This is a genomic window from Enterobacter sp. JS8-1 (assembly GCF_049187015.1).
In the GTDB taxonomy this organism is placed as follows: Bacteria; Pseudomonadota; Gammaproteobacteria; order Enterobacterales; family Enterobacteriaceae; genus Enterobacter; species Enterobacter mori.
Map to the genome: position 1 here is coordinate 924249 of NZ_CP185805.1, position 21862 is coordinate 946110.

The 21862-nt window shown below is 51.5% G+C and carries 17 protein-coding genes; all 17 read left to right on the forward strand.

Annotated features, from left to right (window positions below; genetic code table 11):
- Positions 1-6 precede the first annotated feature (6 nt).
- Positions 7-2154 (forward strand): polysaccharide biosynthesis tyrosine autokinase, encoded by a 2148-nt coding sequence (locus tag ACOQH0_RS04330; RefSeq protein WP_421511617.1) that lies wholly within the window; start codon positions 7-9, stop codon positions 2152-2154.
- 283 nt (positions 2155-2437) lie between these two features.
- Positions 2438-6310 (forward strand): filamentous hemagglutinin N-terminal domain-containing protein, encoded by a 3873-nt coding sequence (locus tag ACOQH0_RS04335; RefSeq protein WP_421511618.1) that lies wholly within the window; start codon positions 2438-2440, stop codon positions 6308-6310.
- An 89-nt stretch (positions 6311-6399) separates the two neighbouring features.
- The gene (locus tag ACOQH0_RS04340) at positions 6400-8019 is read left to right on the forward strand and encodes a ShlB/FhaC/HecB family hemolysin secretion/activation protein (protein ID WP_325826471.1); all 1620 of its coding nucleotides are present in this window, start codon (positions 6400-6402) and stop codon (positions 8017-8019) included.
- A 17-nt stretch (positions 8020-8036) separates the two neighbouring features.
- Positions 8037-8405 carry a holo-ACP synthase gene (gene acpS / locus ACOQH0_RS04345; RefSeq protein ID WP_010427837.1) on the forward strand — a complete coding sequence of 123 codons (369 nt, stop codon included), beginning with the start codon at positions 8037-8039 and terminating at the stop codon, positions 8403-8405.
- Positions 8406-8425: 20 nt separating this feature from the next.
- Positions 8426-9181 carry an SDR family oxidoreductase gene (locus tag ACOQH0_RS04350; RefSeq protein ID WP_411814245.1) on the forward strand — a complete coding sequence of 252 codons (756 nt, stop codon included), beginning with the start codon at positions 8426-8428 and terminating at the stop codon, positions 9179-9181.
- A 3-nt stretch (positions 9182-9184) separates the two neighbouring features.
- A complete protein-coding gene (locus ACOQH0_RS04355) occupies positions 9185-9733 on the forward strand; it encodes a 3-hydroxyacyl-ACP dehydratase FabZ family protein (protein ID WP_010427841.1) in 549 nt (182 codons plus the stop codon).
- 21 nt (positions 9734-9754) lie between these two features.
- The gene (locus tag ACOQH0_RS04360) at positions 9755-10036 is read left to right on the forward strand and encodes an acyl carrier protein (RefSeq protein WP_029484982.1); all 282 of its coding nucleotides are present in this window, start codon (positions 9755-9757) and stop codon (positions 10034-10036) included.
- Positions 10037-10065: 29 nt separating this feature from the next.
- Positions 10066-11226, forward strand: coding sequence for an aminomethyltransferase family protein (locus ACOQH0_RS04365; RefSeq protein ID WP_100167186.1), 1161 nt, complete (start codon positions 10066-10068; stop codon positions 11224-11226).
- 100 nt (positions 11227-11326) lie between these two features.
- Positions 11327-13885 carry a beta-ketoacyl-[acyl-carrier-protein] synthase family protein gene (locus ACOQH0_RS04370; protein WP_089598148.1) on the forward strand — a complete coding sequence of 853 codons (2559 nt, stop codon included), beginning with the start codon at positions 11327-11329 and terminating at the stop codon, positions 13883-13885.
- Positions 13886-13889: 4 nt separating this feature from the next.
- Positions 13890-15107 carry a beta-ketoacyl synthase gene (locus ACOQH0_RS04375; protein ID WP_108415639.1) on the forward strand — a complete coding sequence of 406 codons (1218 nt, stop codon included), beginning with the start codon at positions 13890-13892 and terminating at the stop codon, positions 15105-15107.
- An 18-nt stretch (positions 15108-15125) separates the two neighbouring features.
- Positions 15126-16076 carry an ATP-binding protein gene (locus tag ACOQH0_RS04380; RefSeq protein WP_421511619.1) on the forward strand — a complete coding sequence of 317 codons (951 nt, stop codon included), beginning with the start codon at positions 15126-15128 and terminating at the stop codon, positions 16074-16076.
- Between the two features lie 10 nt (positions 16077-16086).
- Positions 16087-16794, forward strand: a complete 708-nt coding sequence (locus ACOQH0_RS04385) for an ABC transporter ATP-binding protein (RefSeq protein ID WP_089598145.1) — start codon at positions 16087-16089, stop codon at positions 16792-16794.
- The gene (locus ACOQH0_RS04390) at positions 16778-17425 is read left to right on the forward strand and encodes a hypothetical protein (protein WP_010427855.1); all 648 of its coding nucleotides are present in this window, start codon (positions 16778-16780) and stop codon (positions 17423-17425) included. The genes ACOQH0_RS04385 and ACOQH0_RS04390 overlap by 17 nt, the downstream gene beginning before the upstream one ends.
- A complete protein-coding gene (locus ACOQH0_RS04395; RefSeq protein ID WP_010427857.1) occupies positions 17426-18736 on the forward strand; it encodes an ABC transporter permease in 1311 nt (436 codons plus the stop codon).
- A 9-nt stretch (positions 18737-18745) separates the two neighbouring features.
- Positions 18746-19534 carry an outer membrane lipoprotein-sorting protein gene (locus ACOQH0_RS04400; protein ID WP_421511620.1) on the forward strand — a complete coding sequence of 263 codons (789 nt, stop codon included), beginning with the start codon at positions 18746-18748 and terminating at the stop codon, positions 19532-19534.
- Positions 19531-20919 (forward strand): hypothetical protein, encoded by a 1389-nt coding sequence (locus ACOQH0_RS04405; RefSeq protein ID WP_421511622.1) that lies wholly within the window; start codon positions 19531-19533, stop codon positions 20917-20919. The genes ACOQH0_RS04400 and ACOQH0_RS04405 overlap by 4 nt, the downstream gene beginning before the upstream one ends.
- Positions 20920-20929: 10 nt before the next feature.
- A complete protein-coding gene (locus tag ACOQH0_RS04410; RefSeq protein ID WP_010427862.1) occupies positions 20930-21862 on the forward strand; it encodes an ACP S-malonyltransferase in 933 nt (310 codons plus the stop codon).

Consider the following 21862-nt stretch of genomic DNA (forward strand, 5'->3'; position numbering starts at 1 on the left):
TAGAGTATGTATAACAAACACGTTAGCAATGCCCCTCCCGATCCTGTTCAGCGGGAGGAGGACATTGATATTGTTCAAATCCTTAAGGTGCTGTTTTACAGCAAAGTCTGGATAGCGGCGACGACCATTCTGTTTATCATTATGGGGATTATTATTGCTAACATCTCGACGCCGATTTACAAGAGCGATGCGTTAATTCAGGTTGAGAAGAATTCCTCTTTAGGCATTTTAAACAAGCTGTCTACCATGCTCCCGGAAGGCTCCGGAGTCAGTTCTGAATCCGAAGTATCGTTACTCAAATCACGCTTAGTGATGGGTAAAACGGTACGTGATTTGAAGCTGGATATTGTCGTAAGAGAAAAAACCTATCCTGTTGCGAATGCCACTCTGCAGCGTCTGTTGGGTCATGAACCGGCGACGCTCGATATTGCCTATTTGTCCGTACCGGAAAAATGGATGAATACCCCCCTGAATCTGGACATCGCGGTTTCTGGAGACTTCGCCCTGCACGTGGGGGATGCCGTCGTGAAAGGTAAAGTGGGTGTACCTGTTCAGGCCAGCGGTATTGAGCTTCTGATCGAATCTGCCAAACTCACGGAAAACACCGCGTTCAGTGTGACAAAGCGCAATGAGCATTCGGTCATTGAAGAGCTTAAAGAGCGCGTCTCCATTGATACCAAGTCGGGGGGGAATGGCATGCTGCACCTGAGCATGATCGGCCCCGACCCGGTGACGATCAGCCAGATCCTGGACAGTATTGCGCAGAACTATCTGGCGCAGGACGTTGAGCGCAAATCGGCAGAGGCAAGCAAAAGCCTGGCGTTTTTAAATAAGCAGCTGTTGCAGATCAAAAGCAATCTGGTTAACGCCGAGAGTAAACTGAATGAATTCAGAAAGAATAATGAGTCCGTTGACCTGTCATTAGAGGCCAAATTCATTCTGGATAACGTCGTCTCTATTGATACGCAGCTTAATGAACTGACCTTTAAAGAGGCGGAAATTTCCAAGCTGTATAAGCGTACTCACCCGGCCTATAAAGCGTTGTCTGAGAAAAAAGCCATTCTGGTTGCGGAAAAAGAAAAGCTGAACCAGCGTATTAGCGCGATGCCCAGCACCCAGCAAGAAATTTTAAGCATGACCCGCGATGTCCAGATGGGTAATGATATTTATATGATTTTGCTGAATAAACAGCACGAGCTTAATATCAGTAAGGCCAGTACCCTGGGGAATGTGCGGATTATTGACCATGCGGTCACGCAGCAGAAACCGGTGAAACCGAAAAAAATATTGATTGTTCTCTTATCCGCCTTAATGGGGTTCCTCTTTTCCTCTGGGGTCATCCTTGTTCGCAACATGCTGATAAAAGGGATCCGGCAACCTGCTGAGCTGGAGAAACGTGGCATTCCTGTCCTGGCCGTTGTTCCCCTGGCGCCTGAGTTAACGAAGCGCAGACGGTGCCGCGCCATTCCGACTTACCAGTCTGACGAGCTGCTGGTGAAATCGACGCCAACGTCGCTGGCGGTCGAAGCGTTGAGGGGGCTGCGTACCAGCCTCCATTTTGCGATGCTGAAATCGGACAACAAAATATTAATGATCTCCGGGACGTCGCCCGGGGTCGGTAAATCTTTCGTGAGTTCTAACCTCGCCGTACTGATGGCGCAGGCGGGTACGCGGGTCTTGTTGATCGACTGCGATTTACGACGAGGGTATTTGCACCGTGTTTTCTCTGCGGCAGAAAATGGCGCAGGGCTTGCGGATTATTTATCTCAAGACGTTAATATTTCGACTGTTATTCAGCACACGGAATACCCGGAAGTGGATTTTATTGGTCGCGGACGAATGACCAATAATCCTGCTGAGCTTTTTATGTCTGAGAAATTCAAGACGCTGCTCACGTCGTGCTCAACGCAATATGACGTGATTATCATTGATACCCCGCCGATCCTGAGCGTGACGGATGCGGCCATTGTTGGCCGATATGCATCAACATCCCTGATGGTGGTGCGCTTTGAGCAGAACTCCCTGAAAGAGGTGGAGGCAGGGCTGCGCCGCTTCGATCAAAATGGCATCGCCATCCAGGGCACCATATTTAACGGCGTAGAGAAGCGCGCCGCTGAACCTTACACCTACGGCGACTATTCGTATCAGGAATAAAATCTGATTACGGAACAGGTCAACACTATCCGGGATGTATAAAATTCCGAATATTGGATGACTTGTTCCTAATCAAAAGTTCCATATATGTGGTGCAGTCTGAATGCCAATTCAGATCAAAAATGACAGAATTAGCCTCAATTCTATGCTCTTAAATTCTAATTAATGAAATGGTAGGAAACCACAGGAGGTCAATAATCATAGGATGTGAAGTAATTATTTAGAGTGGCGAAGTTATATTTCTAAAAGAATGTAATGATTCCGTAATAAAGAGTAGGTAATAATGAAAAGTAAAAAGAATAATGTCTTTCAATTAGAGCTTAAGTGGCACCCTGTGGCCGCTTCGGTTCTGCTCGCTCTGCCATTTGTTGCGCACACAGCAGAGATCAGCATGAAGAACGGTATCGTTGCTTCTGCTGGAAACGTGCCTGTCATTAACATTAACAAAGCCAACGATAAGGGGCTTTCGCATAATGTGTATGACAAGTTAAACGTGGACAAGAACGGTCTGATCTTCAATAACAGTGCTGCAGGATCGAATACCGTTCTGGCAGGCCAGATTCAGGGTAACAGCAACCTGACCTCCGGCTCAGCGAAAGTTATTCTGAACGAAGTGACCTCGAAAAATGCCTCTGCTATTAACGGCATGATGGAAGTCGCAGGTGATAAGGCCGATTTAATTATCGCCAACCCGAACGGTATTACCGTTAACGGTGGGGGTTCAATTAACACCAGTAAATTGACCCTGACGACCGGTACGCCGGATATTCAGAATGACCAGCTTGCGGGTTACTCCGTCAACGGTGGCACCATCACCCTGGGTCAACTGAATAACTCCAGCCCAACTGAAATTCTGTCTCGTAATGTCGTTGTGACGGATAAGGTCACCGCTAACGAGCTGAACGTTGTTGCGGGCAATAACTACGTTAACGCTGCAGGCCAGGTGACCGGGTCGGTAACCGCTGCCGGTACGCGTAATGCCAATAGCATTGACGTTGCTGCGCTGGGCGGCATGTATGCCAACAAGATCAACCTCGTCAGCACCGAAAGCGGTGTCGGCGTCCGTAACCAGGGCGTTATTGCGGGTGGTCCCAATGGGGTTAATATTGACGCCAACGGCCAGCTGCTGAACAACAATGCACGCATTGAGTCCTCTGGTCAGATCAATATTAAAACCAATGGCGCACTGAGCAACACCACCGGGGATATTACCTCCGTTGGGACTATCGCGCTGGACACCAACAAAAACAGCCTCAACAACAGCCGTTCGGGCAACATCTCGACGATGGCTGACCTCTATGTCAATAGCGGCGCTGTCGACAACACCAACGGCAAAATGGCGGCGGCGGGTATGCTGGCGGCCGACACCAACGGCAATACCTTAACCAACTACGGTAAAGGCAATGCGGTTGGGATTGAAGCCGGTATCGTGGCGTTAAAAACCGGTGCGCTGAACAACAGCAACGGTCAGATTAAGGGCGGATACGTTGGCCTTGAGTCTGCCGCGGTGAACAACAACAGCGGTTTGGTTGACTCCCTGGGCGATGTGAACGTTGTCAGCGGCGGCAACGTCGATAACAACAAAGGTATTATCCGTTCCGCGGGTGGCTTCACGAAAATCGCAGCCAAAGGTGCGGTTAACAACGGCTCGACCAAAACGGCGGATACGGCCAGCGATGACTCGTTAGGCATTATCGCCGAGAAGGGCGTGCAGATTGCGGCGAACAGCATCAATAACAACGGTGGACAGATGGCGTCGAATGGCGATATCTCCCTGGAAAGCGCCGGCGCTATTGATAACTACTCCGGCAAGCTGAACTCCTCCAGCAAAGTGATCGCCAAAGCGGCCTCTATGCGTAACGACAACGGCGGCGTGTCAGGTAAAACCGGTGTTAGCGTTGCGGTGGGTGGCAACATCACTAACTACATCGGCGTTTACAGCTCAGAAGAGGGTGATGTTGCCCTGGCGTCCAACGCCCTGAACAACCGCGGCGGCTTCATTATGGGACAAAACGTCTCCATTAATGCCAACGCAGGCGTGAACAACAACACGGCATTCATCGTTGCGAGCAAGGTACTGAGCGTCACTGCGGGCGATAACATCGAAAACCGCTACGGTACCGATTTTGGTTCTGCGTTCGGCACCTACTTCGGGATGCCGCAGCAGAACGGCGGTATGGTCGGTAAAGAAGGCGTTTCGCTCTCCGGGAACTACATCTACAACAACCAGAGCCGTATTGTTGCTGAAGATGGCCCGCTGACGCTGCTGGCAAAAGGCAACGTGGATAACTCCCGCGCACTGCTGGTGAGCGGCGGCGATGCCACCATCAAGGTTGGCGGTACGTTGAACAACAACTACTCCACCCTCTACAGCATGGGCAACATGGCTATCGAGGCCAACAGCCTGAGCAACTACAGCGACGGCGCGCTCGAAGACAACAATGCAACGGGCGTGATTGCGGCGGATAAGAACCTGACCATGAATCTGAAGGGCAGCCTGACCAACTATGGTTGGATCAGCAGCCTGGGTGATGCCATCGTCAACATTCTGAACGGCTCTTTCACTAACCGTAATACCGTTTCTGCTGAGAAATCACTGACGGTATCCGCGCTGACCGGTATCGAAAACCTGAAAGATATCGCCGCTGGCGAGAATCTGGTGGTCAACACCGAGCGTGGCGTGACCAACAACTCCAACAGCAACATGGTTGGCGATAAGGTTACGATCTCCGCGGGCTATGACATCAATAACCGTGGGAATATCGTTGCTGACAGCAGCCTGGCAATGAGCGCGAAAGGCAATATCTATAACGATCTGAATATGATCAGCTATGGCGATGCAACCTTAAGTGCTAATACCATTGATAACAACTCGCGCAAAATCAAAGCGGTCGGTGATTTAACGCTGACTGCCGCCGGGAATGTGAACAACAGCCGCGGTGAAATCAGCTCTGAGACTGGCGACGTGACTATCACTGCAGGTGGAACGGTTGATAACTACTACGGTCAGATCCTGTCCGGTAGCGACATTGCCCTGAAAGCGAACCGACTGAATAACGATTACGGTCGGGTTGCAGCCTACGGCAATATCGATCTGGCGCTGACAGGTTATTTCGACAGCAACCGTGGTTCAGTTCTTTCGCAGGCGGGTGACATCAAGCTGGCTGCCAGCACCGTTGATAACAACAACGGTCTGATCGCAGGTAAGAACGTTACCGTCGATGCACAAGGCACTGTGTACAACAACACCGCAATGATCGTGGCGGACAATAAGCTCTCCGTTAACGCGGCAGGGAATATTGAAAACCGTGACGGTAACAACTTTGTTCGTAATCATGGCGAAACCTTCGGCGTGACGGGCGATGTTGGCGGCATGATTGGTCGTGAAGGCGTGTCGCTTTCCGGTCAGAACGTCTACAACAACAACAGCAGCATCATCGCGGATGACGGCGCGCTGAGCGTGCTGTCCAAAGGGACGCTGGATAACACCCGTGCGATGCTGGTAAGCGGTGCAGATGCTGTTATCAAAGCAGCGGGTACGTTCTATAACAACTATGCGACCACCTACAGCGCGGGCAACCTTGACGTGACTGCAGGCACGCTGAGCAACTACAGCGATGGCAGCATGGAGAACAACACGGCGACCGGCGTTATCGCGTCAGATAAGAACGTTAATCTGACTGTCGATAACAACGTCACCAACTACGGTTGGATCAGCGGTAAAGGCGATCTGAACTTCAATGTCCTGAAAGGTGCACTGTATAACCGCAATGCCATCTCTTCAGGTAACGCACTGGCGATTAATGCCCTGAACGGTGTTGAGAACTTTAAAGACATCGTGGGTGTGACCAGCGTTAAGATTGATACTCAGCGTCATTTAACCAATAACGCCAACAGCAATATCCTTGCGCAGAATATCGCGATTAATGCCGGTGCCGACATTAATAACCGCGGTAATATCGTGAGCGATTATACCCTGCTGGTGAAAACTGCAGGCAATATTTATAACTACCTGAATATGGTGAGTTACGGTGTTGCCGGTATCACGACCAACAATTTGACGAACAGCGGCAGCGATGCTGTATTCGGCGGTCTGTCTGGTATGGAACTTAATGCGAATAAAGTGACCAATACCGGCGCTATTGTCGGTCTGTAATGTGTAAAGTGTAATACAAGGCAGCAGCTATCGCCTGATAGCGCAAAGTCAGAACGAGACCCTGCTGCCTTTTTTTTCTGAGAAAGTTAATGAAATCGCGATTTAAATTTTTACCCTTATTGTTGCTGTTAAGTTTTCATGCCTTCGCGGAGGAGGGCATTAATAACCTGATTAAGCAGCAGCAAAATGCCGATTTGAATACTTTCAAAGAACAAAAGGTGTACCGGCAGGACGTTTATTCCAGTACCGAACGTAAAGTATTCAGGCTGAATGATTTACCGCAAGAAGAGAACTGCTTCACGATTAGGTCTCTGGTTCTTGAAAATGATTTTCTTCAGCGTAAGACCGACAGGGCAATCAAAAAAGAGATCCTCGGCCGCTGTGTAGGCAGTATTGGCGTGGTGAAAATTGCCGCGGCGCTGCAAGATTTTTATATTGATGCGGGTTACATCACCACCCGTATTACGATCCCAACGCAAAACATTGCGTCCGGCACGCTGAAGCTTGCCGTGAGTGCAGGGAAAATTGAAAAGATTATTGTCGACAGTAACGACATTAATCCGCTGATGCTGCCTTTTGCGAAAGAAGACATCCTGAATATTCGCGATATTGAGCAGGGGCTGGAAAACCTCCAGCAGGAGCCGGGTGTTGACGTCAAAATCAACATCGAACCGGGCACAAAGCAGGGATATAGCACGATTCACATCAACACGAACCGTGAAAAAAACTGGAGCGTGCGGGCCAGCTATAACAACTGGGGTGTGAAAGAAACGGGGCAGTATCTGACCTCTGCAGTGGGTTACCTGTACAACACTGCCCGCTTCAGCGACCTGTTTTATCTCGCGGGAACAAAAAGCACCAATGGCCGCTATGAAAGTGTGAGTGGTTACTACGCGCTGCCGGTAGGCTACTGGAACTATTCTCTGTTCTACAGCACCAGCAAGTCGCGTCAGACCCTTCCGCTTTTCTACACCACCGTGGACTATGCGGGGAAAAGTGATTACGCAAACCTCAAAGCATCACGCGTGCTCTATCGGGATAAAACCCGCAAGGTGAGCGGCAGCGCCGAGCTGATACGCCGGAAATCAGGCTATACGGTGGAGGGGGAAGAGCTGGTCTTGCAGAAGCGCGATATGGATAACGTCAAGGTTGGCGTTAACTATAAGCAGCAGTTAGTGAATGCTCACTGGGATTCGTCGCTCTCCTGGCAGCGATTCCTGAGCTGGTTCGGGGCGGAACACACGCCCGATATGATCTATGGCAATGTCAGCCCTGTTAGCCAGCTTGTTAATGTTGAAAGTAACTATACCCGCCAGCTCGGCGGCAATGTGTATAACGCTTTTTTTTTGGCGCAATACGCGCCGCGCGAGCTGACGCTCCAGGACCAAATGACGATGGGCGACCGCTGGAGCGTGCGCGGGTTTGAAAACAGCGTGGGTCTCACCGGGAACAGCGGATACTACCTGCAAAATACCGTTTATCGTCCGGTGCGGGGCATAGACGCTAACTACTATTTGGGTGTCGACGCAGGCCATATAAGACGGGACAGCCTCTACGGCGAAGAGATTATCATCGGCAGCACAATAGGTATTCAGGGTAACGTCAAAAGCCTGGCGTACGATTCGTCAATCTCCATGCCGGTAAAATACCCGGGCAGCATGGACGTGAATAAATTTAATTTTAATCTGAATGTTTCTTATCAGCTCTGAACAGGGAAGTACGAAAAATGCGTATCGGCACGGACATCGTGGAAGTTTCGCGAATAGAGCGGGCGATAAAAAACTGGCAAACCGATTTTTTACATCGCGTCTTTACCCAACAGGAAAATATAAAAATTAACCGTGAAGACCCGAATTATGAACGCGCCTCGGGATTTTGGGCGGCAAAAGAGGCGGTCGTCAAAGCGCTCGGCTGTGGATATCGCGACGGGATCACCTTTAAGGATATCGAAATTGGCCATGACGAATTGGGTTGCCCCCATTTTATTTTTTCCGGGCGAGTAAAAGAGATGCTTGTTGAAAAGCAGCTCGAGAATGCCTCGCTCAGTATTTCGCATTGTCAGAATTATGCGACTGCCGTTGTCATACTTTATTAACCTAACTATTTGTGAATATTATGTATCAATATAACGATCTTAAGGAAAAGACGGTTCTGGTCACCGGAGCGAGCGGAGATATTGGTCTGGCGATCTGCGCGAAGTTTCTCGATCAGGACTGCGATGTTTACGCGCTGTATAAATCAAATGCTACGCAGTTAACAGAGCTGAAAGAGGCGCATCCGGCGGGCAGCAAGCTGTCTATTATTCAGTGCGATCTCGCCGATCCGCAGAGCGTTTCTGCGCTCTGTTCTCACCTGACGGAAGCCGTCGGCAAGCTGGATGTGCTGGTAAACAATGCCGGTATTGTGAAAGACAGCCTCTTTGCCTCAATGAGCTTTGATGATTTCAGCCAGGTGGTGGACACCAACCTGTTCAGTATTTTCCGCCTGACCAAAGAGGCGTTAATGCTGCTGCGTTCTTCAGAAAACCCGGCCATCATCAACGTCGCGTCCATTGCGGCCATTATCCCAAGCGTCGGGCAGGCGAACTACAGCGCGTCTAAAGGGGCGATTCTGGGCTTCACCCGCACGCTGGCTGCCGAGCTGGCACCGTACGGCGTGCGCGTCAACGCCATCGCGCCGGGGATGATTGAATCCAAAATGGTGAAAAAAGTCTCCCGCACGGTGGTGCGTGGCGTGACCGCCTCTATTCCGCTGCGTCGTCTGGGCAAATGTGACGAGGTGGCCAATACCGTCGTCTATTTGGGCTCGACTGCGTCCAGTTACATTGTGGGTCAAACCATCGTTATCGATGGCGGCCTGGTGATGCGGTGAGTCATGTCTAAATACGTTATCCCCTCGAAGATCTTTCTGGAAATGGGCGGCTGGCGTCAGCCGCTGCTGATGGTCGACAGAATTGATGACTTCAAATACGGCGAAAATGGCTTTGTGAAGGTGACGAAGCACATCACCTATAACGAGCCTTATCTGCTCGGGCACTTCCCGGACGATCCGATCATGCCCGGGGTGATTATTTCTGAAATTTTTGGTCAGGCCAGTGAGTACCTCTCGTTCCTCACCGATATCTGCGATATCTACAGCGAGACGTACGGCGGTGAACTCAAATCGTTACGCGATATCCATGCGCTCATTACGCGTGATGAGATGCGGGAGATCATCCGCACCCGCCGCGCGCAGGTGCGCGGCGTACTGGCTGCCCAGAATTTAAAATTTAAAGACATTGCCTACCCTGGCGACTCGATTGAAGTCACCAGCAAGCTGGCATTTTCTGATGCTCATGGCTTTAAGCACTATTCCGTGACGGCGAACGTCGGGAAGCGATTAATCAGCCACGGCACCATTATTAATTACCGCGAAAGTAAGTAAACCCCTGAGAGAGTTAATACCATGACAACAATGAAAAATGAAATTGACCAGCGCAAGGACGTGCTGATGACAATTAAAACCGAGATTATTCAGCGTTTAAATATTCAGCGCGATGAATCTCAAATTGATGATGATACAGCCCTGTTTGGCAATGGCTTAAAGCTGGATTCCGTTGATGCAACGGAAATCGTGGTCATGCTGGATAAAGTTTTCGATATTAAAGTTAACGAAAGCGACGATCCTTCTTATATGAGAAGTATCAATAATCTGGCGACATTTATCATCCAGAAGAAAAAAGCTTAATTTATCTTTGCGAATAACAGGATCCCGTTATGAAGTCTCTTTATGATTTCCATTTGAAAAACAATGCGAAAATGGGCATTTACAACAATGCCAACGTTCCTTCTGCCTATCATGATCCGATGGTGGAATACAAAGCCGTACGTGAAAATGCCCTGCTGGTGGACTATTCACACATGTCCATCGTCAGCGTGATGGGTGATGACGCCTGGGCCCTGGTGAATAACCTGGTCTCTGCCGATGTCTCTATTATTCGTGACGAGCAGGGGATCTACTCTCTGGTGCTGAATGAAGACGGTACCGTCCGCGGCGACGTGTACGTGCTCTGCTCATCCGATGGCTATTACATCCTGTCTGAAAACATCCCGTCATCGGAGCTGATCGCGGGTCTGAATGCCCTTCTGGAAAAAGCCGACGAGCTGGATATCCAGGAAACCCCTGAAATTGCCGACATGCGTGAGCAGAGCTGGGGCGCAATCATGGTTGAAGGGCCTTACTCCTGGGAACTGATGTCCGAAATCCACGGTTTCGACGTCATCGGCCTGCCTTACTACGAGTACATGAATACCGATAACGAACTGATGGTATTCCGCTGCGGCAAACACGGCGAGTTCGCCTACATGGTTGTGGGCCAGCAGGAACAGCTGCTGGATCAGTGGCAGCAACTGCTGGAGCACGGTAGCAAATACCAGCTGCAGACCGGCGGGCTGGACTACCAGAAAATTGTGCGTATCGAAAACCCAGGCTGGGATGACGCGCTGTGGGCTGGCTACAACCTTAACCCGGTAGAGCTACAGCTGCAGTGGGCCGTGCAGTACGACAAAGAAGGCTTTGTGGGTAAAGACGCCGTTGAAGAACTGTCTCACGGTGAAGGCGCGCGCAAGGTTATCGGCATGATCGTCGAAGGGGAATGCGCGGGCATTGCTTCAGGCGACAGCGTGCTGGTTGACGGTCAGGCTGTAGGTAACGTTGTGAAAGCGGTCTTCTCTCCGGCGCTGCAGTGCTTCATTGCGCTGGCACTGCTGGAAAATGAATACGCATGGTCTGATATCAGCGGTTTCGCTATTCAAACGAATACGGAAACCGTCGCGGCAAAAACCAAAGGTATGCCATTTATTTATAACCTGAGCATGCTGGTTAATCCGACTGAGCACAGCTTTATCGACGCGTCTAAAGCGAAAAGCGCGCTGTAATTCATTATTCATCTTTAACAGTGAGTGAGATATCCGTGGGCAATATCACGCCACGGATCCTTTCTCACTGTTTAGTGTCTGTACACGGTGGTACATAGTTATGAAGACAAACCGGAAACGCGTTGTTATTACCGGGATTGGGATCCTTTCCTCACTGGCAGAAAACCTTCAGGATTTTAGAGACGCATTATTAAATAAAAAAAATGGCGTCACCGACAGCGTGCGTTTTTCAAAATGGTTTGAAAACGCCCGCGCGGCTGAAGTGTTACATGATATTGATTATTCAGAATTACCGGATGACGTTATTGCGTCACTGGATAATGCTGCACTCTGGGCCTATAAGGTCGGTAAAGACGCGCTGAATCAGGCGGGGCTGGCCGAGAACAAGACGCACCTGAAAGAGACGGGCCTGATTGTGGGCGTCTCCTCCGCGGGCACCGAGGCGTTCTTACCGCTGTTTGAACAACGCATGGAAGATTTCTCCCTGCGTAAAGCGCTGTTCTCCGGCGGTTTCTCTTCCTGCTGTTCCAGCGTCTCTACGCTGCTCGGACTGCAGGGCGGGGTTGAACTGGTTGCGACCGCCTGTACGGCCAGCCCTAACGCGGTCGGCATGGCGTTTGACTATATCCAGAACGGCAAAAGCAAAACGATGCTGGCCGTCGGGACAGAGCCGATCTACCTGCCAACCTTCGCCGGTTTTTATGCCCTGAACGTCATGCATCCGGAAGCCTGTACGCCGTTTTCCGGCAACTCCGGCATGTCGATTGGTGAAGGCGCGGGCGCCGTGGTGCTGGAAGAGTACGAGCACGCCGTCGCGCGCGGCGCCACCATTTACGGTGAAATCCTCTCCTACGCCACCTCCTGCGATGCGTTCCACGAAACTGGACCGGATCCGCGCGCCAGCGGTGCCGTACAGGTGATGCATAAGGCGATGGAAAACGCGGGCGTCACCCCGGAGCAGATTGAGTACGTCAACGCCCACGGTACCGGCACTGAAGCGAACGACCGCATCGAAACGCTGGCGATGAAAAAGGTGTTCGCCAACAACGAGAAGCTGTTGGTCAGCTCCACCAAGTCTTACTTTGGCCATAACATCGGTGCGGCGGGTATCGTCGAACTGATCGCGTGTCTGGTGACGCTGCCGGATAACCGCGTTCTGCCGACGCTGAACTTCAACAACGCGCGTCCAAACTGCGATCTGGACTACGTGCCAAACGACTTCCGCGACCAGAAAATCAACCTCTTCATGAAGAACAATTATGCCTTCGGCGGTAATAACTGCAGCATGATTATCAGCATGGAGCCGTGTTCTGTTCCGGTCAGCACCTACGACGAAAAACGCGTGGCAATCTCCGGTCTGGGGGCCGTCTCCGCGATTGGTCACACCGTGAACGAGATCCTCGATAACGTCTGGAAGCAGAACCATACCGTTGAACTGGGTGGCGTCACCTTCCCGGAAGACACGCTGGAAGAGGCGAAAGAGCTGCTGGATGTGCTCGAATCAACCCGTCAGTTTGAGACGCTGTTTGGTGAAGAGTTCAGCGTGCTGACGGCCACCCGTCCGGAAGCGAACGAACACTTTAAAACCTTCCAGGTCACCGGCCTTGAGCCGCGTAAGCATCTGCGTCGCTTTGACCCGCGTAAAGCCACCCGTGGCGGTACCTTCGCGCTGATTGCGCTGTCCGAAGCGCTGGAACAGGCGAAGCGTAAAATTAAACGTGATGGCGATGCGCTAGGCATGGTGATGGGGATGTCCAGCGGCCCGCAGGAAACCACCTACAAATACCTGCAAAGCCTGAAGCCAGACCCGCGCAAGGTCAGAACCTCTGAGTTCCCGGGCTCGCTGATGAACTCAATCCCTACGTTCTGCGGTATTTCCGAAGGGATCAAGGGCTACACCACCACCCTGGCGACCGGGGAGAATGCGGCATTAGGCGCATTAACCTACGGCTACGAAATCGTGCGTCAGGATCTGCAGCCGCAGGTGCTGGTGGGCGGTGCGGACGAGTATTTCCCGTCGATGTCACTTTATATGGATGCCGTCACCCGCAAGCTCCATATGACCTCTGACGCTCGCGACTATCACATCTACGGTAACGATTCGAAGGGCTACATTCCCGGCGAAGGTGCCTGCATGTTGCTGCTGGAAGATCCGCAGCGCGCCGCAGAGCGTGGTGCTGAGGTGCTGGCAGAAGTGGTCGGTTACGGTAAAGCCTGTAGCAACAGCTATTTCGATGCTTCTCAGCAGGACGAGAAATCCGCCTCCATGGCGCTGGCGATTACCCGTGCGCTGAAGGATGCCGGCGTCACGGCGCAGGAGATCGATCTGGTCTGCGGCACCAGCAACGGTAGCGATGAAAGCTCACGCATTGAAATCGATGCCATCGTTGAAGCCTTCGCTCAGGCCAAACCGGATGTGCCGGTAGTGAACTATAACGCCTGCTTTGGCTTTGTTGCGTCTGCTGCCGGGCTGCTTAACCTGGCCGTCATCATTGACTGTATTAAGAAGCAGGCGGTTCCCGCCATTCCTCATACCGTTGAGTTCTTCGATAAGCGAATCAACTTCGTTCGTGAACCGTTGAAGCTCGCCCTGAAGCACGTGCTGCTGGTGGGCGCGACGGAAGGCGGCAACTACTACGCGTTTGTGATTAAAGGATAATATTGTGGATAATGCCGCTATCATTTCGGGGTTCAGTTCCTGTCTGCCGTTTGCCGAAGACAGTATTCAGCTTATTCAAAATCTGAAGCTGGGCAAACGTGTTGAAAGAAAGCCCTGGTTTAAATCCGACGACGAGGCAATTAAGTGTGGGTTCGATGGCAATAAGCATATTGCCACGCTGGATCATACGGATGATAGCGCATTAGATCTGCTTTATCGTCTGATCGACGATGCACTCGCCCAGGCCGGATTAGATGTTCAATGGCTGGCCGGGTGCAACGCCCGCGTTTATTTAACCGGCATCGGCCCTCGGGTCGATGGCATGGCCTTCAAGAGTTTCTATAACAAAAATGATATTGAAGATATTCATCTGACAAAATCATTAATGACCCTGCACGTCGATAATATGTCGCAGGATCGTATTGCCGGAAATCTTGCGCGTAAATATCACCTGCAGTATTTACCGCCCAATATGAACTGCACCAGTAATTCAGCGATGACGGCGGTGCATTTAGGTTGCCAGGCAATTGAGCATGGCGGCGTTGATATTGTGCTGGTGGTGAACTGCTCAAAAATTAAAACCCAGGATATCTGGTTCCTCGATACCCAGTCGATGCTGGATACGCACCTGGTCCAGCCGTTCGGTGAAAACAGTAAAGGCGTTCTTTTTGCTGAGGGATACAGCGCGATCCTGCTGGAAAATGCGCGCCACCGACGCGCCAGAAAAGCAGGGCATGGGATACGACTGCAAACCACCTACACGCAGATCAGTGCCGGAAGAAGCAATGACAGTTCCTGGCTCAGCACCAATGTATTAAAGGTGATGCAGGCCGCGATGAAAAAAGCGGACCTCAGCACGGAAGATCTGTGCGCGATTATGCCGCACGGCAACGGCTCATCCATCAGTGATAAAGCGGAAGCAAAAGCGATAGAGGTCTTTGCTGAGGGAAATACCCTTCCGGTTCTGGCCTATAAAGGCCAGATTGGCTATACCGCCACCGGCTCAGGTATCGTCGATTTAATTATTGGTCACCATACGTTATCGCAGAAAGAGCTGATTTCACCCGTGGGCAACGACGCCATTATTGATAGCGTTGCGCAGCATGTTGTTATTGACCGCGGCATCATTGGGCACCACAAAAACCATCTGCTTAAGGTAGGGGTTGGCGTGGATGGTTCAATTATCGGTGCCGTGATGTCTGATATTCATCGAGGCCTTTGAACGATTATGGAGAGCCCTATGTATTTATCCTCATTTTCGCTAATTGAGCCGGAAGATAAATTTTATTTCTATCAACCCAGCTGGTTAAACGCCTGGGAAGCACACTTATACAATAAGGCGATGAAATCCACCCATGCTCATGGCTGGGGATTAAAACGTTTTGGTACGCAGCCGGATCTCTATCCCGGTGAAATGATCCGTAACCCGCAATATCAAAAATACCTTGAGGCGATGGAGCAGGCGGCGGATGACGCGCTTATGGCGCTGCCCACTAAAGAGCGGATGCGGTTATTGAAGCAGCGCACGGCATTTATTTATGTCGACGCCTGGGGGGAATCCGGGCCGTTTGAGAATATTTCCAGCGCGCTGCATATCTCAGCGATCGACACGCTGCCCAAAAATCTGGTCAAGAAATTCTCGGTTAACGCTCCCACCTGCAAGCTCCGCGGTGAGAAGCAATCCTTCGTGCAGGCCGTCAGCATGGCGAACGACTACCTGAGCTGGGATGTGTTTGATTTTGTCGTGATCTGCACGGCGTACCGGGCGATCCCGATCCTGGTGTTTTCTGATGAAGACATTGCCCTCAAGTGGGGAGAGAAGCGCAAAGGCAAGGCTGAAGACGTCAATTTAACGGTTGAACGCGCCGGGTGTTTCATCTTCAGCCAGCAGGAAAGCGCTATCCGGGTGAAGGGTGGGCAGTACGTCATGGCCGATGCCATCGAGCACACCCAGGTTCCTGAACAGATTGCATTTTCGGGCCTGCGCAAAGACCTGCTGTCTCGCTCGACGCTGCCCGCGAAGAATACGCTGGATCTGGTTGATCTCTACGGTGCCAGCGGCTGCCTGACTCCAGCGTTAAGTTTCGCCTGGCTCAAACAACATGCTGATTTTTCGGGCCAATTAAGAACCATCGTTCCCGACAAACAGTTTGGTTACAGCTATTTCGACATTGAATATTGCAAGGAATAACGACATCTCCATGAGCGGAATAATTAAAGAACTCCCAACGATATCGCTGAACAATATCTATAAGAGTTATGGCTCGGGCGAAGGCAAAGTCGATGCCCTGAAAAATATCAATCTGGAAATAGAAAAAGGCGAATTTCTGGCGCTCTGCGGGCCTTCCGGCAGCGGCAAAAGTACGTTGTTAAATATCCTGTCGGGAATCGATAAACCCACCGTCGGTTCGGTGATGTTTCTGAAAAAATTACTGAATCATCTGCCGGAAGACCAATTATCGGCGATCCGCGGCAAGCATTTGGGTTTTATTTTTCAGTTTTTCAATCTGATACCGGTACTGAGTGTTTTCGATAACGTGTTTTTCCCGCTGGTGTTAAACGGCCACGTCGGGAAAAAAGAGGCCAAAGAGCGGGCGCTGCACTTCATCGACAGCGTCGGGCTTGCGGGATTCACCGAGCGTAAACCGGGCCAGCTTTCGGGCGGCCAGCAGCAGCGCGTGGCCATCGCCCGGGCGCTGGCGCACGACCCGCAGGTGGTCATTGCCGATGAGCCGACCGGAAACCTCGATCTGGTCACCGGGGAGGCCATTCTGGATCTTCTGCTGAAAATTAACCAGGAGACGCGCACCACTTTTATTATTTCCACGCATTCAAGCCAGCTTAAAGAGCGTGCGCGGCGCGTGGTTGAAATTAAGGACGGAGTTTTAGTTCATGATTCACAATCGTAATTTTTTCCTTCTTTGCTGGTTTTTGCTGTGCCTGGCCTATGTCGGGAACATTAAAGCCGCACCGGCGCCCGTCGCCGAGCATGTCATTAAGAGCGGTTTTCCGCAGGAAGCGGACATGCTTGCAGAGATGACGCAGTCGCTCTTTAAAGAATACAAAGCCAACGACAATCCTCTTTCGCTGGTTTTCTATGCCTACGGAACGTTGCGTCAGGCCGATCGCGCTCTCCAGACCAACGATTTTATTCGCGCATCTGAGTACGGGAAAACGGGCTTTTTCTATCTGGACGAGGCGGTTGATCTGTATGAAGACAACATGCTGGTGCGCTATATGCGTGCCCGGGTCGATGCCTGGCTGCCTGCGTCAATCGGGCGCTGCGTGGTGACGTTAAAAGATACGGAACAGATGCTGAATACGCCTGACGTATTCAATGCGGGTCTGGTGGAACACATCAACGAAATGCGTTATCGCGCGCTGTTGAGTTGCAAACACAAGCGGCAGGCAGACGCGTTACTGGCAGAGATTGAACTGCGTAATGCGAATACGGCATCGTCTCTGGCATCGGGCAGTGCGCCAGAGTGGGATATCAACGAAGTGACAGAAGTATTGTTGCCGCTGGCGAAAGGGAAATAAATGTCCGGGGAAATGGTGTTAGCGAATAGCGTTGTGTTGTTGATCCTGCTTTTTGTCCTCTGGTGTGTCGTATTCCGATCGCGGGACGTGAAGTTTGCTTTTTTAAACCTGTTTCGCCACAAAAGGCGATCGTTTTCGACCATGGCGGCCATCATGCTGGGCGGCGTGTCGATTTTCCTGTACGGCGGGTTTATTGATTACTCTTTCTGGATTTTGAAAGAGCAAACGATTCGAACCAATATTGGTCATGTGCAAATTTATAACAAAAATTATTTTGAGACCTCCAATAAAAACAAAAGCCTGATTGACGATTATCCGGCATTAAAGAAAGCGATTCTCAACGATCCGGCTCTGGCTGAGGATATCTCGACGCTCTCCGGTCAGCTGGAGTTCACCGGCGTTATTTCACAGTATGAGAGTGAAACCTCCAGCTATTTTTCCGCGCTGGGCGTTGAACCACTACCGGCACTGAAGCTGGGCTCGTTTGATAAATTAATCACCGGCAGCGATCTGTCCCGCATCCGCACGGACGAAATCACGCTGGGAAGCGGCCTGGCGAAAACGCTGAATGCGCATTACGACGACTGGCTGGACGTGCTGGTGGTCAATACGCAAGGCGGGCAGGGCGCGCTCTCCATGAAGCTACGCGGCATCTTTGAATCCGGGATCAAAGATTACGATGACGTGGCGATGAAAATTCCGCTGGGTACGGCTCAACGTATTATGGGCACCAACAGCGTGAGTAAAGTGCTGATCCTGCTGAAAGAGGACGATACAGCCGCGTTCACGGCGAAACTGCGTGGCTTTATTGCCGAGCATAACTTACCGCTGATCGTAAAAGACTGGAAAGACGCCTCGATATTTTATCAGCAGGTAGAAGGGCTGTTATCCGGGATCTATTTCTTTATTAAGCTCATTGTCGGTCTGATTGTCATCTTCATGATCGGTAATTCGATGACGATGAATATTATCGAACGCACCCGTGAAATTACGACGCTCAGAGCCATCGGCCTCAAACCGCTGCATGTGACCCGCCTGTTTTTACTGGAAGGGATTTTCATCGGCATTATCGGCGCGATTGGCAGTCTGGCGATAGGTTACGCCATTGCCAGCGTCATTAATCTGTACGGTATCGCGATGCCACCGTCGCCGGGGCAATCGCAGGGCTATACCGCATTTATTAAAACCGACAGCGTCGCGCTTAACTGGATAACCCTGGTATTGCCGATCCTGACCGCCACGGGGGCCTCGGTATTACCCGCATTACGTGCTTCACGGCTCAATATTTCGGACGCATTTAAATTCTCGTAAGGAAGCGATATGAAACGCAGTGTTTTGGCCTCACTCTTTTTGGGTGCCTGTCTGTTGTCGGCAGGGGCGTATTCCGCCTCTGCCGATGACAAAGCGGTGGATATTATTCGTCGTGCGGATGAAGTCCGTTCGCCAAATAAACCCTTTCGCTACACCCTCACCATCCATGAATTTAAAACGGGCGCCACGCAGCCCGACAATAAACAGGTGCTGGATATTTCCATGCGCTTTATGAAGCCAGAAGGTGAGATGAAAGCGGATGCCCGCTCCCTGGCGCGCTTTATTTATCCGCCGCGCGACAAGGGAAAGGTGCTGCTCTCTGACTGGTACGATTTATGGTTCTACACGCCAGAACTCCGCCGTCCTGTTCCCGTCTCTCGCCAGCAGCGACTGATTGGGCAAATTTCCAATGGCGACGTCATTGTCACCAACTTTGAATATGCCTACGACGCCACGCTGAAGGGTGAAGAGCCTTGCGGCGAAACGCAGTGCTATAAGCTGGAGCTGGTGCGTAAATCGGCTGAAGTGACCTGGCCGAAGGTGGACTATTACGTTGAAAAAGAGGGGGATAACCGTCCTTATAAAGCCGCCTATTTCTCTCTGGACAATAAGTTAATTAAAGAAGTGCTGTATCAGGATTTCCAGATGGTATTAGGCAAAATGCGCCCGATGAAAATCGTGGTGAAAGAGGCGCGCCACGGCAATAGCTATTCCGTCATGACCTACAGCGATGTGCGTTATGAATCGTTACCTGAATCGGCGTTCACCCGCGAGTCTCTTCAGCGAGGCGCGAAATGAAGCGTACATTAACAGGCTTAACCCTGATGCTCGCCGCGCTGCCCGTCAGCGTATTCGCGGATTGTCTGTCCGGCAGTGACGTTGCAAAGAATACGTCTGTCACGCTGTATGAGCAGGTGTCTGTCGTTAAAAAACAGATTTCGGAGTGGCGAATCAATGGCCGAAACCCGTACACCCGACACAATATCTACAACGATGCCGGGGTGAATGTCGCAAGCCGTTGTTCGCTGATTGAGGATACGCTGGACCTGGATTTATCCCTCTATGGGCTAACCTGGTATTCCCCGCGTAAGCTCGGTGCGTTTGAAGAAGATGACCGCCGTTCACGTCTGTTAATTGAGCGCCTTAAGCTGGTCTACACCCTGTCGGACAGCCTGCAGCTTGAGGTCGGGAAGCTTCCGTCCAGGCCGGGGCTCTTCTTCCTGCGCTCGCCTTCGGATCTCACGCCGCATTATTACGACGGTGCAAAACCGACGCGGCTTTACGATCCTCAGCTCCGCTCGGCTTATCAGTCTTCCTCCTGGGCTGCAACGCTGACGATGGATAACCGGGACGAGTCGCTTTCGCTGACGATGATCCCGAAGCTGGCGACGGTGGATGAATACTATCTGACCTCCGGGAACTGGTCTGCTAATCAGCGTGGCAACAGCAGTGAATCCTGGCTGCTGAGCTATACCTCCCATATCTTCCGTGACCATACGCCGGGGATGCGCGTCCTGATGGGCGACTCGCTGTCGGTCGCGCTTTCAGACAGTTACAACTACACCCCTCAGCTCACGCTCAATGCCGACGTGGCGTGGCATGCGGAGCAGCGCTGGCGTCATCTGTCTGAAGAGAAAAGCGCGGAGCTGGAGCGGTATCAGTTCCCCACCTCGCTGTATGAAACAAAAGATAAACAGGGCGTTGAGCTGGCCGTGGGCGGGCAATATACCTCTGATACCTTCAACGTTTTCGGCCTGGAATACTATTACCAGAGCGAAGGCTATTCGCGATCAGAATGGCGCAAACAGCGCGATCTGATGACCTTTTTGAACACCGGCACAGGCTATGCACCGCTCGACAGGGCATATGATTCCTATAAATACCTGATGGCCTCCGAGATAAGCAATACGGGGAACAAAGGCATGCTGCAGGGAAAACATTATCTCAACGCCTGGTCCAGCGTGCAGTTCACGCATCAGATTACCGCACAGCCCTATTTCATCCTCAACCTGATGGATAAAAGCTCCATGGCAGGGCTGCACCTCAGCGCACCGCTGACCTTTATTGATGACCAGCTGGAAGCGTATACCGGCGTCTATTCCGCACTGGGTAGCGCAAATTCTGAGTTTGCATTCTTCGGTGATGTCGCCGGTGGTTATGTTGGCTTTAAGTATTATTTATAAGGAAATGACTATGACGCTTGATAATGCATCGCAGCCTGTCGTGCTGCTGTTTTCCGGGCAAGGGAACCCGGTAATCGGGATGGGCAGCGATCTGTGGGATCTGAATTCGACGACGAAACAGATCTGGGATTGCGCCAGCGATATTTCTGGCCTCGATCTTCGCCGACTCTGCCTGAAGGGGCCGATGAACAGATTGATCCAGACCACGGTACAGCAGCTGGCCGTAACGGCGATCAACGTATCGCTCTATAGCCTTTGCCGTGAGCGTTTCCCCAACCTTCGGGTGACGGGGGCCTGCGGCCACAGCGTCGGGGAATACAGTGCGCTCTATGCGGCGGGGGCAGTCTCTCTGGAGACCTTATTCCGCACCCTGCATTTCCGTGCCAGCACCATGGATGCGGTGAGCAAAAAGCAGAAAGGGGCAATGATCGCGCTGAAAGGGGCGGATTTTGCCACCCTGAGCGACATCATCACCCGTTCCGGGATTGCGCTGGATATCAGCTGTGACAACACGCCGCGCCAGCAGGTTATCGGCGGGACACCGGCGGCACTGAGCGACTTCGCCCAGGTACTGGCGGATGAGGGCTATGAGCCGATCAAACTCGGTGTCAGCGGTGCCTGGCACACGCGTTTAATGGAAGAGGGCGTCCAGCTGATGCGGGATTTCCTTGCCGGACAACCTTTCACCTCACCCGCGTATGATGTGCTGATGAACGTGACGGGCAGAATGGAAATCGTGCCGGAAAACATCAAAGAAAATCTGTCGTTGCACCTGACCCACACGGTGAAATGGAACGATTCTGTCGCCAGATTTATCAACCATTCAGAGCGTCCGCTGTTCCTGGAGATGAGTAACAAACCTTATCTCGGTCAAATGCTGAATGATTTTGCCGGTTTTAATGCCGAACGCGTTCTGCACTGCAGAAAAGCATTAGAGATGTAA

Coding starts and splice junctions, on each gene's coding strand:
- ACOQH0_RS04330 (WP_421511617.1), top strand. CDS start 7: ATGTATAACAAACACGTTAGCAATGCCCCTCCCGATCCTGTTCAGCGG.
- ACOQH0_RS04335 (WP_421511618.1), top strand. CDS start 2,438: ATGAAAAGTAAAAAGAATAATGTCTTTCAATTAGAGCTTAAGTGGCAC.
- ACOQH0_RS04340 (WP_325826471.1), top strand. CDS start 6,400: ATGAAATCGCGATTTAAATTTTTACCCTTATTGTTGCTGTTAAGTTTT.
- acpS (WP_010427837.1), top strand. CDS start 8,037: ATGCGTATCGGCACGGACATCGTGGAAGTTTCGCGAATAGAGCGGGCG.
- ACOQH0_RS04350 (WP_411814245.1), top strand. CDS start 8,426: ATGTATCAATATAACGATCTTAAGGAAAAGACGGTTCTGGTCACCGGA.
- ACOQH0_RS04355 (WP_010427841.1), top strand. CDS start 9,185: ATGTCTAAATACGTTATCCCCTCGAAGATCTTTCTGGAAATGGGCGGC.
- ACOQH0_RS04360 (WP_029484982.1), top strand. CDS start 9,755: ATGACAACAATGAAAAATGAAATTGACCAGCGCAAGGACGTGCTGATG.
- ACOQH0_RS04365 (WP_100167186.1), top strand. CDS start 10,066: ATGAAGTCTCTTTATGATTTCCATTTGAAAAACAATGCGAAAATGGGC.
- ACOQH0_RS04370 (WP_089598148.1), top strand. CDS start 11,327: ATGAAGACAAACCGGAAACGCGTTGTTATTACCGGGATTGGGATCCTT.
- ACOQH0_RS04380 (WP_421511619.1), top strand. CDS start 15,126: ATGTATTTATCCTCATTTTCGCTAATTGAGCCGGAAGATAAATTTTAT.
- ACOQH0_RS04385 (WP_089598145.1), top strand. CDS start 16,087: ATGAGCGGAATAATTAAAGAACTCCCAACGATATCGCTGAACAATATC.
- ACOQH0_RS04390 (WP_010427855.1), top strand. CDS start 16,778: ATGATTCACAATCGTAATTTTTTCCTTCTTTGCTGGTTTTTGCTGTGC.
- ACOQH0_RS04395 (WP_010427857.1), top strand. CDS start 17,426: ATGTCCGGGGAAATGGTGTTAGCGAATAGCGTTGTGTTGTTGATCCTG.
- ACOQH0_RS04400 (WP_421511620.1), top strand. CDS start 18,746: ATGAAACGCAGTGTTTTGGCCTCACTCTTTTTGGGTGCCTGTCTGTTG.
- ACOQH0_RS04405 (WP_421511622.1), top strand. CDS start 19,531: ATGAAGCGTACATTAACAGGCTTAACCCTGATGCTCGCCGCGCTGCCC.
- ACOQH0_RS04410 (WP_010427862.1), top strand. CDS start 20,930: ATGACGCTTGATAATGCATCGCAGCCTGTCGTGCTGCTGTTTTCCGGG.